Raw genomic sequence first — 16,332 nt, forward strand, 5'->3', positions numbered from 1 at the left:
ACTTTCAAGAAGTAATTCACCAACTTATTAACGTTTTTCCCATTTGGGCCAGTAACTTGTTGGTGTTGCTAAAGTGCTGGTTACCAAACCACAGTCCTCGATTTGCGCTTAATGGCGACGGATGTCCAGAGGTAAGTATGTGGTGTTTGGTCTTATCGATGAGGGAAATTTTCTTTTTGGCAAAGCCTCCCCAAAGCAAAAACACAATCCCCTCCATTTGGGTGGAAATGGTTTTGATCACGGCATCCGTGAATTTTTCCCAACCCTTGTTTTGATGGCTTCCTGCTTGATGGGCCCGAACAGTCAGGGTAGCGTTCAGCAGTAATACCCCCTGCTGCGCCCAACGCTCCAAATTACCGCTTTGCGGGTAGGGTTTTTCAACATCGGTTTTTATTTCTTTAAAGATGTTTACCAAAGAAGGTGGGTGGGGAATGCCATCTTTAACGGAAAAACAAAGGCCGTTGGCTTGATTGGGACCGTGGTAAGGGTCCTGACCAATAACCACAACCTTGGTTTCGTAAAATGGGCAATGGTCAAAAGCAGCGAATATGTCTTTGCCCTTAGGATAGCAGGTATACTGCTGATATTCGCCTTTTACAAATTGAACCAGTTGGTCAAAATAGGTCTGGTCAAATTCAGATTGCAATTGCTTCTTCCAGCTTGGTTCAATATTTACCTCCATTTAATTTTTGCATTTCCGAGGATAAAACTAAAAATAATATCTTTCTACCCTACTAATTAATTATTCAGACTTATGGGCCAAACCAAAAAAAGGAAATTCCCTACCGCACATACCGTTTTGCTCATAATTGCAGCCTTTGTTGCACTCCTGACCTGGTTGGTGCCAGCTGGACAATACGATCGTCTCACCTACTCATCGGATTCTGATACTTTCCTAAGAACCACTGAAGAAAGCCAAACCACACTACCCGCTACCCAGGAAACTTTGGACGAACTAACCGTTAAAATTCCCATTGAAAAGTTCAGGGAAGGTGCCATTTCAAAACCTATAAGTATTCCCGGTACCTATAAAAAGCTAAAAGGCCAACCGCAGGGTTTGGTTAATTTGATTAAAGCACCTCTTAAAGGTATTTCCGAATCCATTGAGATTATTTTGCTGGTGCTAATCATTGGAGGTTTAATTAGTATAGTTAATGCTACAAGGGCCTTTGAATCAGGAATAGCCTGGTTGGCCCATAAATTGAAGGGAAGGGAGTTTATCCTTATTATTATGGTGACTTTGTTGGTTGCTTTGGGCGGAACAACTTTCGGTCTGGAAGAAGAAACCATAGCCTTCTACCCTATTTTGATTCCCATTTTTTTGGCAGCGCGATACGACGCATTGGTTTGCATTGCCTCCATTTATATAGGTTCTTCCATTGGAACCTTAGCTTCTACCGTGAATCCCTTTAGCACCATTATTGCCTCTGATGCTGCTGGTATCAACTGGACCGAAGGACTTACGGATAGATTGATCATGCTGACCCTTGGACTGGCGCTTTGCATTCTCTATATCACGCGTTATGCCCAAAAAGTAAAAAAGAACCCTTCGCATTCCCTGATTTACGATCAGCGCGATGAAATAGAACAAATTTATCCCACCATCAATACGGACGCGATTACCCCGCTTACACTTAAATTAAGACTGGTGCTTTTCATTTTTGCCAGTTGTTTTTTTGTGATGGTCTATGGGGTCTCCCAATTGGAATGGTGGTTTTTGGAAATGACATCGGTCTTTTTGGCTGCGGCATTCCTAATTGGCGTAATCGCCAGGTTGAATGAAAAACAGTTTGTCACTGAATTTATGAACGGTGCCAAAGACCTTTTGAGTGTTGCCTTTATTATTGGCATTGCACGGGGAATTACCGTGCTGATGGAAGATGGACAAATTAGTGATACGCTTTTGTATTATGCTAGCCAGATCACCTCTACTATGCCACAGGGATTGTTTATCAATGTAGCCTTTTTAATGTACTCGGGGCTTACCTTCTTCATCCCATCCTCATCTGGAATGGCAGTTTTGACCATGCCCATTATGGCCCCTTTGGCCGATAGTGTGGGAATTGGGCGGGAACTCATGGTAAGTGCCTATCAATATGGAGTAGGTTTATTCAAAATCATCAATCCAACAGGCATAATCCTGGCGTCTTTGGCCTTGGTCAATGTAGGATATGACAAGTGGTTAAAATTTGCGCTACCCTTGGTATTACTGTTGGCCATCTTAGCCATGGTCATGCTCACAATTGGCGTCTATTTTTAATACCTTCGAATAAACAAATGCTATTGGTATGAAAATCTTGATCATAGGTGGGCAAGGAACCATTGGAAACAAAGTAGTATCGTATTTTTCTAATAATGACGAAGTCCTTGTGGCGGGTAGAAAAACCGGCGATATTACTGTGGATATTTCCCAAAGTGCCTCCATTGAAAGCATGTTCCAAACAATTGGAAAGCTTGACGCGATCGTATGTATAGCCGGCGAGGCCAAATGGGACGACTTTGAATCTCTATCCGAGGAAGACTTTTATATTGGTATTCGAAGCAAGCTCATGGGGCAGGTCAATTTGACCAGAATTGGACAACACTATCTCAATCCTGGAGGATCCATTACCCTCTCCACAGGTATTTTAGCTGATGACCCAGTGGTAAAAACAGCCAGTGCGGCCATGGTCAATGGGGCTATCCATAGCTTTGTACAAGCCGCGGCCTTGGAACTGCAACATGGGATTCGCCTTAATGTGGTGTCCCTAGGACTGGTCATAGACGCCTATGAAAAGTACAAGGATTATTTTCCAGGCCATACCCCTATATCCATGGAAAAGGCTGTGAATGCATACATCAAAAGCATCAAGGGCAAAGGAAATGGGAAAGTAATACGGGTTTATGGGTGAAAATACCGCATCGAAGATTGGTTTTACCCTGCTACTTGGATTGTTTTTGACTGCTGCTATATTTATTCCCTCAGGCTGTGGTAACCATAAAGCAAAAGAACAGGAGACCGTAAAACCCAAAGTTGATGTGCCCCCCTTTACAGCCCTTCCTCAAGATGTTCCCACCCCAGAGGATAACCCCTCAAGCAAGGACAAAGAAATTCTAGGTAAGCTCCTATTTTATGATCCCATTTTGTCCGGAGACAAAGATGTAAGCTGCGCCACCTGCCATCATCCTGAAATGGGCTATGCAGAATTCTTGGATATCTCCATTGGCCCAAATGCCCAAGGTTTGGGAAGTAGGCGAAAATTCATCGAGCCCAATTCCATTCCCTTTGTCAAACGCAACGCCCAAACCATACTCAACACAGCCTTTAACGGTATGCAAGGCCACCAAACCGTACAATCTGAAAATGCACCCATGTTTTGGGACGATAGGGTTCAAAGTTTGGAAAAACAGGCTTTGGAACCTATCAAAGCATTGGAGGAAATGCGTGGTCTACACTTCACTGAGGAAGAAATCCTCGAAGTGGTGGTTAAGCGGTTACAGCGTATTCCAGAGTATCAGGAACTATTCAAAAGGGCGTTTGGTGGGGAAAATCCCATTTCAGTTTCAAACCTGGGCAAGGCCATTGCTGCCTTTGAGCGCACCCTAGTCACTAACAATTCCCGTTTTGACCAGTATATGAATGGGGACCAGTCTGCCATTTCCTTATTTGAAAAAGATGGTTTTGAACAATTTAAAAAAGTGGGCTGTGCCAATTGCCATAATGGCCCTATGTTTTCGGACTACAAATTTCATGTCCTCGGGGTTCCGGAAAACAAAAAATTGCCCCTTCCAGATCTGGGACAGGCCGATAAGCAGGCTTTGGATAGTTTTGCCTTTAGAACCCCTTCTCTGCGAAACCTTCGGTTTACAGCTCCGTATATGCACAATGGGAGCTTTATGGATCTAAGGCGGGTTTTGGAGTTTTACGAGGACATTGCCCATGGAAAAATTCGGAATAAGAATGTACCAAAGACCAAGTTTGACCCCCTGGTCGCCGAACTTAAACTTTCAGTGAAGGAAATGAGCCAGATTATCTCCTTTTTAAACACCCTTAACGACCCAGATTTTGACAAGTCCATTCCTGAAACGGTGCCTAGTGGTCTTTCCGTTGGGGGCAATATCCAATAAAGCTATGGCACAGATGTTCCAGGGATTCCCTTTGATTGGAGGTATGAATGGCTATCTTTGCCCCGCGAGTAATTGAACATGCAAAAAATACACCCCAAGACACTTCAAGATTTAGAGTTCCCCACTGTACTGGAGCAAATTGCAGCGCGGTGCAATACGGAATTGGGCAAATTGGAGGCCTTTGAGATTCGTCCATTTACGGACATAGCATTCCTAAGGAACATTTTGGGGCAAACATCGGAATATCTCGCTTCTTTCTCCAATGACAACCGGATTCCCAACCACGGGTTTGACCATATCAATGGGGAGCTTAAGCTGCTGGGCATTGAGAACACCACTTTAGAAATTTCGGGCTTTAGGCGAATCGCTTCCATTTGCAAAACGGTGGAACTCCATCAAAAATTTCTTAAGAAATTCAAGGAATATTATCCTTTGCTCTTTGAGCATTCCAGTCAATTGGATGGCAATTCCCAAATTCCAGCATCTATAGATGCTGTAATCGATAAGTTTGGGGAAATAAGGGATAATGCCTCAGATGAATTAAGACATCTCCGAATCCAAATCAACGAAGTTCGGGCTAAAATCAATCAAAGTTTTGCCGCTGCTTTGGGTCGATACCAAGGACAAGACTACTTGGATGAAATCAGGGAATCTGTTGTGGAAAACCGAAGGGTATTGGCCGTAAAGGCCATGCATCGGAAAAAAGTAAAGGGAACGGTCATGGGTACTTCCAAAACGGGAAGCATTGTCTACATTGTTCCTGAGACCACTTTGGGCCATACGCGGGAACTGAACAATCTGGAATTTGAGGAAAAGGAAGAAATACAACGTATTCTAAACCAACTTACCAATGAAATACGACCTTTCCAACAGCTTTTGCGAGCTTACCAAGCATATTTAACCCATATTGATGTAACAGCTGCCAAGGCCAAGTATGCAGCGGAAATGGACGCACTACTTCCAGAGATAAACGACAAGAAGGAATTATCTCTCAGGGAAGCCTACCATCCACTTTTGTACATGACCAATAAGCTGAAGAATGAAATAACCTGGCCGCAAACCATTCAGCTACATAACGAAAACCGAATCATTGTTATCTCCGGACCCAATGCCGGTGGTAAAAGTATCACCCTAAAGACCATTGGCCTACTTCAAGTAATGCTTCAATCAGGATTGCTAATCCCGGTCCATGAAAGAAGTTCGGTGTGCCTGTTTGACAAAATATTGACTGATATAGGCGATAACCAATCCATAGAAAACCATCTGAGCACCTATAGCTATCGACTCAAGAACATGAACCAGTTTTTGAAAAAGTGCAATGCCAAAACTTTGTTCCTAATTGATGAGTTTGGGACGGGAAGTGACCCGGAGTTGGGAGGTGCCCTTGCAGAGGCATTCCTGGAGGTATTTTACGAACGGGAGGCCTATGGGGTTATCACTACGCACTATGCGAACCTTAAGGCATTGGCCAATGAATTACCCCATGCCACAAATGCCAATATGCTGTTTAATTCCAAAACCTTGGAACCTACCTTTCAGTTGATTTTGGGGGAAGCAGGTAGTTCCTTCACTTTTGAGGTGGCTCAAAAAAATGGGATTCCCTATAGTCTGATCAACAAGGCCAAAAAGAAGATTGAACGCGGTAAGGTTCGTTTTGATGCCACGATAGCCAAGCTGCAAAAGGAGCGTAGTAAAATGGCCCAAACCGGTTCCAGACTTCAAGAAGAGGAAACCAAAGCGAGGGATGAAGCAGAACGATTGGAAAAACTGAACGCCAAAATCAAATCCAAGCTGGAAAATTACCAGGAGTTGTACGACCATAACCAACGGATGATTCAATTGGGCGATAAGGTGAACACTGCTGCCGAACGCTATTTTATAGACAACAAAAAGAGGCCGCTCATTTCCGAATTGCTTCGCATTGTGGAAACCGAGAACAGCAAACGGAAAAAGATAACCGCAAAGCAGGCCAAAGCCAAACAGGCGGAAAAGAAGCAAGTTGCCCAAGAGTTGGAAAAGAAAATCGTCAAAGTAAGGCAGGAGAAAAAAGTAGAGAGGAAAAAGGCCATCCAAAAGGAAAAGAACGAACCTAGACCGGTTTTTAAAATTGGTGATCGTGTTCGGATGATGGATGGAAAGGCAGTTGGGAGCATTGATACCCTGGAAAAGGGCAAGGCGGTGGTTAACTATGGTATCTTCACCACCCAGGTCAGTGTGGATCAGTTGGAACTTGTGGAAGAGAAAAAGTAACCCTGTATGTCATTCCTGCGAAAGCAGGAATCTTTAGAAAGCAGGAATCTTTTTTATGGATTCCGCATCAAGTGCGGAATCCAAAAAAGATTCCCGCCTTCGCGGGAATGACAATTAGAATAAGAATAACAGCCGGCATCAAGTTGTTGAACCCAACCTGAGCGGCCAGCTGCATATGGATCAATCTAGTATGCTACTCTCTTAATCGTGAAAGTTACTTTCATGCTGTCCTCAAAAGAATCGAGATAGTGTGTGTAGGATTTTTTGGTCTGCGATTCTTCTGCACCCAAGTTTACCGTGGTAAAGCCGATATCCTCTAAATCAATGGACGAGCTATCGTCTCCCAAATCATCAAATCCAACGAGATTCATGTCCTTTAAGTGAGCATAGAGATAGACTTCGTCCTCTGCCAAATTGGGTTTGTACAATTCAATGGTTGCCGATTTGTTTACCGTGTAGGGATCGCTGGGGGATACATCCTTGGCATCTCCCCAACTTTCCGACCATGAAGCAGAACTTCCAGTGTAGCTACTACTTCCACTTTTCCGAACGCCTGCGGTGATGTCCCCATAAATCTCTTTTTGGGCAATTCCGCCTACCCGTGCGATTTCCTCAATTTTAACCTCATATTTAAACCATGCTTGTTCGCAATTACGAACTGGATATTCGGAGGCCAGAACAACTCTTGCCACGGGCATATCTTTCTTGATGTACCTTAATTTGTAGGCCAACAGTTTTCCAGGGGAATCTTTGGAATAGTTACCACCATTAATGATATAACTATATACCCCTGAAGGACCTGTAATGACACCTACTGCATCTTCCGCCGACCCTCCGATGACCAAGGCTTCCACTTTGGATGAGCTGATGATCTCATTATGGTCAACATCAATTCCACCATCACCACTGGATTGTCCTTGACTAAAAGAAAGCGCAAAAGCAGATTTCACCTCTAGGTAGGAATAATTGGATTCCACGGCATACAACACCATTCTTCCATACATCGCAGAAGTTACTATCACCGGACTTGTGCTGTTCAAATTGGGCAATTCCGTGAAAAGGGAACCCGGGTCATCATTGGGTGGCAAGGTCATATCAATCGTGTAGTATTCTTGGAAAAACTTGACCATGTATTTGTATCTATACTCAGAGCTTGCAAAATCAAATGAAGCGGATACGTCCTTGTTTTTGCTTCGATAATTGGCGCCCAGCGCAATATCCAAATGTTCTTCGGAATAGACCTCCTCAATAGTAAAATTCAACTCCGCAGGAGTAGCTCCGGTCACTCCTTGTGCCAAAAGTGAGTTTACCCCATTCCGTACCCCGTCCAAATCCGGCTCTTCCACTTCCACTGATGCAGAACCATCAATGTTTTCCAAGGAAATGGATAAGGTAATGGGGGCGCGACCACCATTGATGCCAATGTATTCACCAGTGGGTATGGATTCGCCCTTAAGCATGGCCCCTGGATAGATTACATCGGTAGAGGGATCTAAGGAAAGCATTTCGTCAAAGCCTGGAGCAGCTTTATAGTGTTTTACAACGCATTCATAATCTACATCCCGGGTAGGGTCTTCTTCATCCAAAAGTTCTGGGGTGGCAATCTCGGCTGGTTGGGAAAAGGCCTGCAAGCTTGCCAGTTCCGAATTGATATCAACAGGATTAACATCATCGTCATCCGTGACTACTTCGTCATCTGTAATGGGTGGATCTGTGCTGTCTTTGCTACATGCAACAAAGATTGAAAAGGACATGCCTAAAAGGATGATCAACATTCCAACTTTTAATTGGGGGTGATTTGTTTTCATAATTTCTTGGTTTTAAGGATTCAACGCTTCGAAATTATCTGTGAAACAGGGTCAAGCCTAATTTTGGGCATGGACAAAGTATGGACAGCGCTCATGGATTTCCATCAAATTGGGTATGGACAGCACAAAAGTGAAAAATGCACCTAAATGCTTGAAAACTCAGTAAAATCAATGGTTTACAAACATTGCGAATCCAACACGCAACATTCAAAACATAGACTTTTTATGGACAGGCCCTTTTTAGCCCATGGAAATCAATGTGTCGGCAAATGATATTATCGGTATCTTGGGTATATAATCAACCTCCTATGAAAATCAAACTAATACTGATTCTCGTCATCAGTTTAAACACTGCATACACATTCGGTCAAAATCAAAAAAAGGTTGACAGCCTTGTGAGTTTGCTTAGCTGGCAAAAAGACGAACAGAGGTTATTTACACTTCGGGAACTTTTTATGGAGTACTTGTACGTTGACTCTAAATTGGCCAAACCCTATTTGGATGAAGGTATCCAAATAGCGAAAAAACTAAATGATTCAAACCTTATTGCCCAGACTACTAACGAACATGGGGTTTACTTTTTGGTCAATTCAAAACCAAATGAAGCCATCTCCTTATTGCGTAAAGCACTAAAAATGTATGCTTCTTTGGGTAATAAGGAAAGGGAAAGCGCTATGTTGAACAATCTTGGGAATGCCTATCGTGGAATAGGAAATTACGTAGCATCCCTTGAAAGCCATATGAAATCATTAAAACTGAAGGAGGAAATAGGTGTTGACGACGAAAAATTAGCTGCAAGTTATTGGAATATTGGCAATGCCCAAGGAGATCTAAAAAATTACGAAGTATCCACCCAGTGGTATAAAAAGGCGGAAAACATCTATGATAACCTAAAACTTGAATCGGATTTGAATGGCATTCGTTACCTAATCGGATTGAATTTAAAAGATATCGGTAAAGATGAAGAGGCAATGGACTATTTTCTTGAAGCCATTAATTACTATAAAAAGAGCAACAGGAACAATGATTTAGCCGCCGCATATGACAATCTTGGGATAATTAAGATGCAAAATGGTTTTTATGAAGATGCTGTAGACTATTTCAATAAGTCACTTGATATAAGTAAGAATCATGGAGAAGAAGCGCTGGTTGCTGTGACCATGCGAAACTTAGGTGTTACAAAATACCATCAGGGATACTATACCGAAGCATTACGATTACAATTGGCTGCTTTGGCTAAATTGGAAGCTGCTGGGACACGTAAATTAATGATTAAAAGTCATCTACATTTATCAAGAGTTTATCATAAACTTGGAAAACTTGAGAATGCTCTTGATTCTCATAAAAAATATGCCGAATTGAACAATGAGATTATGAGTAATGAGAACATTGAACGCATTAACGAGTTAGAAATAAAGTATCAAACCGAAAAGAAAGAAGCTGCCTTAGCCCTGCAAGAGGAGGAAATCAGAACCTTAAATGAAAAAGCCAAAGTGGATAAACTGACCAAAGGACTCTATGCTGGGGGTATGGCCTCTGGCATAGCCCTGTTTGGTTTGTCCGTTTTTGGTTATCGTCAACGCATCAAAAAAAACAAGATTGCCCGGGAAAAACAAGAGGAAATCTATCGGAAAGAAATTGAGCACAAACAAAAGGAATTGGCAAGCCAGACCTTGCATCTGGTGCAGAAAAACACCTTTATCCAAGAACTGAAAGAGAACCTTGAAAACCTTAAAAATTCTCCCGAAAAATTCAAAGTTGAATTTAGACGTATTGTAATGCTGCTTAAAAAGCAAAATGCCTCAGACAAGGATTGGGAGGTGTTTAAATCCTATTTCTCTGAAGTGCACAACGACTTTGACCAAAAGCTGAAGACGCTCTACCCTGACATCTCGGAAAAGGAAATTCGACTAGCTGCCTTCTTGCGGATGAACCTCACCACCAAAGAAATTGCAGCTACGTTGAACGTCTTACCAGATAGTATTCTAAAGTCTAAGTATCGCTTAAAAAAGAAGTTAAGTCTGGATAAAGAAACCGATTTAACGGGTTTCTTAAATACCTTATAAAAAAGGCCGCCTAAATAGCGGCCTTTTTTTAGGTTTTGGTCCTCTTGGCTATTTGAATGAAATGCATGCATCACCTTTGAACTGCCAATTGATGATAATATCATCTTTATTGGCCGTAAAGCTTGTACTGCAATAGGAAATATTATTGCGCTCTACGATTTGCTTCGTATACTCATTGTAGCGCTTGGTTACATACCCATCACTGGTATATAACCAGGTATACATTTTATTGCCATTGGGCATGGTATAAACATCGCCTGGAGGACCCCAAGTGCTTATCAGGTTGTTTACATTATGACCTTTCCATGTATTGATCCTGTTTGCATAGTTCTTTGAGGATATACATGAGGTGGCAAGCAATACGATGCACAAAATAACGGCTGTTTTTAAAATACCTGTTTTCATCTTTTGCTAAATTTTATGGGTTAATAGGCCATATTGATGTTCTCACAGGCAGAAATGTCCAGGGTTTTATCTTCCAGAGTGGCGCTTCGAATTTGACAACGACTTTCAACACAGGTGGACGTAATTCTTCGAACTAAAATGTTGGGCACACCAGCCGCAAGGTCTATACTCTTTTTTTCACCCGGCGCAACCGACAGATCACCGGGGGTGTTTGAACCTATCCGCACAGGGTTGATATATAAGTGCAGGTTGCCTTCGGCTCCGAGGTTTTGAAGGGTTATAGTTCCCATATTCCCTTCTTCACAGGCTTCCGTATTTTCACAGGAGGTACCGGCAAATAAAACAGTGAACAATACGACTACATAAAAAATTCTTGGAGTTTTCATACGATTTAAATTTGTGGATTAAACTGAATTTTGGAGATACTTGCGACCGGTTTAGTCTGCAGCCTAACCAGCGCAAGACTCCACAAAATTTTGGTTGTCAACTTAATGACAGCACAAACCTAAATGTTGAAAATGGGGGATAAAAAATAGTAGGGGTGACAAAGGGGTGACAGCTTGAAAACACCTATTTTTATTGGTGTCACAAGGCATCTCTCAATATTATGTTCAGCACTTAAATGGCGATAATCAGGTCTTCCAAAGACTCTTCGGGGGTCATTTCAAGTTTTTTTCTAAGGCGATTTCGCGCTTTTTTAACCCCTGCCGTGGATATATTCAGAATACTGGCAATCTCTTTTGAAGACATATTCATTTTCATCAAGGCCATAAAACGGAGCTCATTTTTAGTAACTTCAGGATACTTGGCCTTCACATTGCCTGCAAAGTCTTTATGCACCTGTTCGAAGTATTGGGTGAAGCTTTCCCAGTTTTTATCGTCTTGCTGATCAAAAGTAATGGTTTGGATGAGCTGTTGGTAGCCTCCCGCACTTTGCTCTGAAGTCTTAAGTTCTTTTGCCTTCTGTTTTAAGTTTTCAAGCACCTCATTTTTTTTGGCCAAATGCAGGGCGTGGGTGGTGAGTTCTTTCTTTTTAAATGCCAATTCAGAATCCAACACTTGGCGTTCTGCCCTACTACGCTGTAATTTTTGTCGGACCGCATAAAAACCCAGAACGGACAGCAGTAGTCCAATGGCCAACAGAAGTTTTTGCAAATTTCCCACCTTGGCTTTCTGGTCCAAAAGCGCTATTTCATTTTGCTGTAGGGCAATTTGTTGTTCTTTCTTTTCCGTATCGAATATGATGCGCATTTCTTCGATTTGTTGGGATTTGGTCTTGTTAAAGATACTATCGTTCAATTTTTGGTACATTTCCAAATCTGCATTGGCCTTTTTATAATCCCCAAGCTCTTTGTGAGCATCGGCTCTAAACATATAATTGTATTTAAGTACATCAGAAATTTCAGTAGAATCCCATAACTGGATTGCGCGATCTAAATAGCGCAAGGCTTGTTTTGGCTTACCGATTTTAATATGCACTTTACCAAGCTTCTGTAGCGCAGTACTTAAATTTCTCTCCGATCCAAATTCTTCCTGAATTTTGAGGGCTTCTTCTAAGGTGTTTATAGCCTTCGTATACTTACCCTGTTGAAAATAGACATCACTAAGATTGGTTTTAATAAATCCTATTTTATAATTTAAATTCGTCTCTTCTGCAATTGCCAATCCTTTTTTGAGAAAGTGTTCTGCATTTTCCAAATCATTTAAGTTTTCATACGCTGTACCCACATCACTGTACGCTTCAGCCACGCTCGTCCTATATTCGCCAGCCTCAAAATGCCTCACAGCCTCCTTGGCATATGCTAGGGATTGTTTGTAATTGCCTAAACTCCTTTCTGCCTGTGCGGCCTGTACATTGGCACTCCCTAGCCGCAGGTACATGTCTTTGTCCATGGAAATTTTTGCCAGACTATCCAACAGCTTTAATGATGTAATGGCATTTTGCAAAGCCAACTTATAAGCCCCCATGGCCTCATAGGAAGAAACCTTATAGCCGTATGCGATGGCCGCATCCTTGTAGTTCCCATGGGCTTCGGCAAAAGTAATGCCCTCATCATACATCGCAATGGCTTTTAAATAGTTGCCATCCCGATATTCTGAAACGCCCAACCAATTTTTAGCAATTATCAACAGACGTTCATCACCCACTTTTTCAGACAAGCTTACCGCTTTGTTCAGATGATAACGCATCGAATCGGTATTGCCCACTTCCCAATAGTAACCCGCTCCTATTTTATAATGGGCGCGGCCTTCACCTTTGGGGAAATTTATTTTTCGGGAAAGCGCAATGGCTTTTTCAGAATATGCTTTGGCCTCCTCAGGGTCAATATGGTGCGTAGCCCAAAAAAGGTCTTCCAAATAATTTACCTTAACGGTATCATCGGGCTGGGCATTATACAATTGTAAAAGACTATCTCTTTTGGCGTTTTCTTGGGAAAATCCAGTGCAGGGTATAATCAAAAGCAGTAAGAAATAATAACAAATCGGTTTCATAAGAGGTTGGTTTGTTATTAAAAATAAGCAATTAACATAAGTCGCTGAAAAAGATGCGCTTATAATAATAGAAGTAAGGTCCTTCAAGTCAACTTACTTCAAAATCCCAATGAAAAAGAAATTGGAACTAGAGAAAGATATGGATTTGACCAGTTTTGTAAATACACGATAATTCCATAGTGCTCTCAACATAAACCTATTGCTTTTGGATCAGTGGAAAAAATACCTTAACTTTTGGTATTGTTTGCTGATTATGAGAACATTGACCATTAAATTGCTTTATGGATTGCTTGTTGCTTCCATTCTTGGTTTAACGCAGTGCAAACCTTCACCTAGGCTGTCCAATCAAGATGTAGATTCAACGGTAACCCAATTGGATTCCTTGGGACAATCCATATTGGAAGGCGGTGGAGTCGTAGGCTTTTCGATAGCGATCATGAAAGGAACCGATACCGTGTACAACCGCGGTTTTGGTTTTACCGATACAACACGAACCCAACCAGTTACCAACTCCACCCGTTTTAAGCTAGCTTCAATCTCCAAGTTGATAGGTTCCACCTTGGTGATGAAACTGGTGGAAGAAGGCAAGCTCTCCCTTGACCAGACCCTTTTAGAACTTTTGCCCGATTACCCCAATCCAGAACAGGCAAAGAAAATCACTTTGGCCCATATGATCAGCCATACATCGGGATTACCAGAATATGCTACCGAGATTGATTCCACATATGTAAGGACCGGAGTAAATCCAAGCAAGCAGGACTTCTATACCTTTTTTAAAGAAAGTGATTTGATCTTTGAACCGGGTTCCAATTACAGCTATTGCAATTCTGGCTTTCTACTGATGGGTATGATTGTGGAACGCATAAGTAAGCAGCGTCTGCAACAGGAGTTTGATAGGGTAATCAACAAACCCGCTGGCATGGATTTAAGACTTATCGAAGAAGCAGCCACTTTACCTGACATGTCCCCCTATTGGGAGAAGAAAGGAGACCGCTTTATCCCTTACCCACACTGGACATGGATCAAGGGAGATGGAGGTCTGACGGCCACCTCCATCGAATTGGCCCACTTTCCCAAACAATGGAGTACCGGTAGGTTTATTGACTTGGCTTCCTTTCAGGAAATGATAAAACCAAGAGTTTTAACAGACGGTATTGAAACGGGTTACGGGCTAGGTGTTCGCAATGGGGAGTTCTTCGGGGAAAAGATCATTGGCCATACAGGAGGGCACAAATCCACCTATGCCATAATGGTGTATTTCCCAGAACGGGATACCACTTTTGTGGTGTTCATTAATACGGATAATACCGCAACCAGCGCTCGAAAAATATTTGGGCAATTTGCAGCAACCTATTTGGGCTATACCATAAATCCAGAGGCTATCCCCAAGCAACCTTTAAACAAGGCTGTGGATTACCTTGGCACGTACAAAGGTTATGATGCCAAAATTGAGGAATCCATTGAAATAAAAATGGGAGAGGACGGTCAATTGTCTTATTGTATGGGAGATACCTGTTATCCTATGACCCACATGGGCGACCATAAATTCTGGATTGAAAAATGGCCCTATGATCTTGTAACCTTTGAAGTTAATGATATGGGACAAGCTCTGGCTTTAAAAGAATATTATACCGGTTTTTATGCCTTATTAAGAAAACGATTAATCCAGCCGAACTGATGCTTCCATCAACAGACCAACCTTTTACCAAACTGAAAGCAACCATCATATTCTTGCTGATGCTCTCCCTAGGTTACAGTCAATCTTTGGATTCTTTGGATTCTTATGTTCAAAATGAAATGTTGAAAAGGCAGATTCCTGGATTGTCCCTTGCCATTCTAAAAGATGGAATACTGATCCATAAAAAATCCCATGGCTTTTCCGTGGTTGAGCATGAGGTTCCTGCCAAAGACTACACAATTTACCCTCTGGCTTCCTTGACCAAGCAATTTATTGCTGCAGGGATACTGTTGCTGGAACAAGACGGTTCGCTCAACCTCGACGCCCCTATCAAACATTATTTGGATTCCCTGCCAAAAAAGTGGCAAAAGCTAAGCTTGAGACAGCTCCTTACGCATACTGCAGGCTTGGCACCCATGGAAATGGAATGGAAAAGTTTAAAGATTAACGGATGGCCCAAACATGTTACCAGAAAAATGCTATGGGATTCCGCTGTGGAAGATACCGTTCCTAATCTTCCCGGAGAACATTTTGCCTACCATAATGTGGGGTACTCGCTAGCTGTTTTTATCATTGAAGCAATTACAAATGCAGACCATCGCTTTTTCTTTAAGCATAGGCTCTTTGAACCCTTGGGCATGCGCAATACTTTTTTTGAGGATCAAACGAAGGTGACGCCGCATCAAGCAGAAGGGTATACCCTTAAAGATGGGCAACTGGCCAAAATTTGGCGGGTTGGACAGGAAGATATCGGGGTTGGGGATGGCCTCTATTCCAATCTTGAGGATATGATCAAATGGGTGCAAGCATTGAACCAACATCGTTTGCTGACACCACAACAGCAGGATAAAATGTTCACCAAGGCAATTTTGAACAATGGCGAAAGCTTTCATTACGGATTGGGATGGTGGCTCCCGGAACGGAATGGGATTCCCTATCGTTATCATAATGGAATCACCGGGCCGGAAATCCTGAGCATCTCGAAAATCGGTTTGGACATCATTGTTTTGTCCAACTTTGGTCAAGGCGAATTTGATGAGGTACGTTATTGGGGGCTTGCCCAGGACATAGCCGGGAAGTTTTTTTTGGAAGATTTCCAACATAGACCCGTAGCCGATAAAATCCCTGTTCCCGAACCCCATCGATATGTTGGTAGCTTTGCCTATGAAAGCGAGGGCACGCTGGACATCTACCTAAAGGAAGGCCACCTTTATTTGAAAGACAGCTACGGGGAAGCCAAAATGATATATTTGGGCAACAATGCATTTACCTTACAGGATGATTCGGTTATCTTTCGTTTTCTGGACTTTGACAAAATTCGGGTGGAAGAGGAATTCTGGAACTATGATCATGCATTACGAATCAAACAATAAAACTTTAGGCTAACAAGAACCAAATTTCAAGCACCAAATTCCAAAAACCAAATCCCAAAAACGTCAGTTCGAGCGCCCGCCTGAAAGACCAAGTCGGGCAGGCAGTCGAGAACCGAGTGGTTCCGACGAAGTTGGAAACTTATCGAGAACCA

Annotated in this window: 12 protein-coding genes; 7 read left to right on the top strand and 5 right to left on the bottom strand. The window is 42.3% G+C overall.

All coding sequences use genetic code 11. The features are described from left to right. Positions 1–16 precede the first annotated feature (16 nt). A complete protein-coding gene (locus ACRHOZ_RS00435) occupies positions 17–682 on the bottom strand; it encodes a uracil-DNA glycosylase (RefSeq protein WP_431121170.1) in 666 nt (221 codons plus the stop codon). A gap of 72 nt (positions 683–754) precedes the next feature. Between ACRHOZ_RS00435 and ACRHOZ_RS00440 the strand changes: the two genes are divergently transcribed. The 4 genes from ACRHOZ_RS00440 to ACRHOZ_RS00455 all read left to right on the top strand — a co-directional run bounded on the left by ACRHOZ_RS00440 (position 755) and on the right by ACRHOZ_RS00455 (position 6,357). Continuing rightward, the gene (locus ACRHOZ_RS00440) at positions 755–2,260 is read left to right on the top strand and encodes a YfcC family protein (RefSeq protein WP_431121172.1); all 1,506 of its coding nucleotides are present in this window, start codon (positions 755–757) and stop codon (positions 2,258–2,260) included. Positions 2,261–2,288: 28 nt separating this feature from the next. Next, positions 2,289–2,891, top strand: a complete 603-nt coding sequence (locus tag ACRHOZ_RS00445) for a short chain dehydrogenase (protein ID WP_431121174.1) — start codon at positions 2,289–2,291, stop codon at positions 2,889–2,891. Beyond that, positions 2,884–4,107 carry a cytochrome-c peroxidase gene (locus ACRHOZ_RS00450; protein WP_431121176.1) on the top strand — a complete coding sequence of 408 codons (1,224 nt, stop codon included), beginning with the start codon at positions 2,884–2,886 and terminating at the stop codon, positions 4,105–4,107. Before ACRHOZ_RS00445 ends, ACRHOZ_RS00450 begins: the two co-directional genes overlap by 8 nt. Before the next feature lie 78 nt (positions 4,108–4,185). Then, positions 4,186–6,357 carry an endonuclease MutS2 gene (locus ACRHOZ_RS00455; RefSeq protein ID WP_431121178.1) on the top strand — a complete coding sequence of 724 codons (2,172 nt, stop codon included), beginning with the start codon at positions 4,186–4,188 and terminating at the stop codon, positions 6,355–6,357. Positions 6,358–6,542: 185 nt separating this feature from the next. On the opposite strand, the gene ACRHOZ_RS00460 is transcribed toward ACRHOZ_RS00455, so the two are convergent. After that, on the bottom strand, positions 6,543–8,165 hold the full coding sequence (locus tag ACRHOZ_RS00460) for a thiol-activated cytolysin family protein (protein ID WP_431121180.1): 1,623 nt from the start codon (positions 8,163–8,165) through the stop codon (positions 6,543–6,545). 308 nt (positions 8,166–8,473) lie between these two features. Between ACRHOZ_RS00460 and ACRHOZ_RS00465 the strand changes: the two genes are divergently transcribed. Next, a complete protein-coding gene (locus tag ACRHOZ_RS00465; RefSeq protein ID WP_431121182.1) occupies positions 8,474–10,231 on the top strand; it encodes a tetratricopeptide repeat protein in 1,758 nt (585 codons plus the stop codon). Positions 10,232–10,279: 48 nt separating this feature from the next. Here ACRHOZ_RS00465 and ACRHOZ_RS00470 read toward each other — a convergent pair whose 3' ends face one another. The 3 genes from ACRHOZ_RS00470 to ACRHOZ_RS00480 form a co-directional block, all read right to left on the bottom strand. Next, a complete protein-coding gene (locus ACRHOZ_RS00470; protein WP_431121184.1) occupies positions 10,280–10,636 on the bottom strand; it encodes a hypothetical protein in 357 nt (118 codons plus the stop codon). Between the two features lie 20 nt (positions 10,637–10,656). Then, complete coding sequence (locus ACRHOZ_RS00475; RefSeq protein ID WP_431121186.1) at positions 10,657–11,022, bottom strand: hypothetical protein; 366 nt, start codon at positions 11,020–11,022, stop codon at positions 10,657–10,659. A gap of 232 nt (positions 11,023–11,254) precedes the next feature. Then, positions 11,255–13,129: a tetratricopeptide repeat protein gene (locus tag ACRHOZ_RS00480; RefSeq protein ID WP_431121188.1), complete on the bottom strand. Its 1,875-nt coding sequence runs from the start codon at positions 13,127–13,129 to the stop codon at positions 11,255–11,257. A gap of 253 nt (positions 13,130–13,382) precedes the next feature. Here ACRHOZ_RS00480 and ACRHOZ_RS00485 point away from each other — a divergent pair, with 253 nt between their 5' ends. Beyond that, the gene (locus tag ACRHOZ_RS00485; RefSeq protein ID WP_431121190.1) at positions 13,383–14,807 is read left to right on the top strand and encodes a serine hydrolase domain-containing protein; all 1,425 of its coding nucleotides are present in this window, start codon (positions 13,383–13,385) and stop codon (positions 14,805–14,807) included. Next, entirely contained in the window at positions 14,807–16,180 is a 1,374-nt protein-coding gene (locus tag ACRHOZ_RS00490; protein ID WP_431121192.1) for a serine hydrolase domain-containing protein, read from the top strand. Before ACRHOZ_RS00485 ends, ACRHOZ_RS00490 begins: the two co-directional genes overlap by 1 nt. Positions 16,181–16,332: the final 152 nt, after the last annotated feature.

It is taken from the genome of Flagellimonas flava (genome assembly GCF_050617915.1).
GTDB classification, from domain to species: Bacteria; Bacteroidota; Bacteroidia; order Flavobacteriales; family Flavobacteriaceae; genus Flagellimonas; species Flagellimonas flava_A.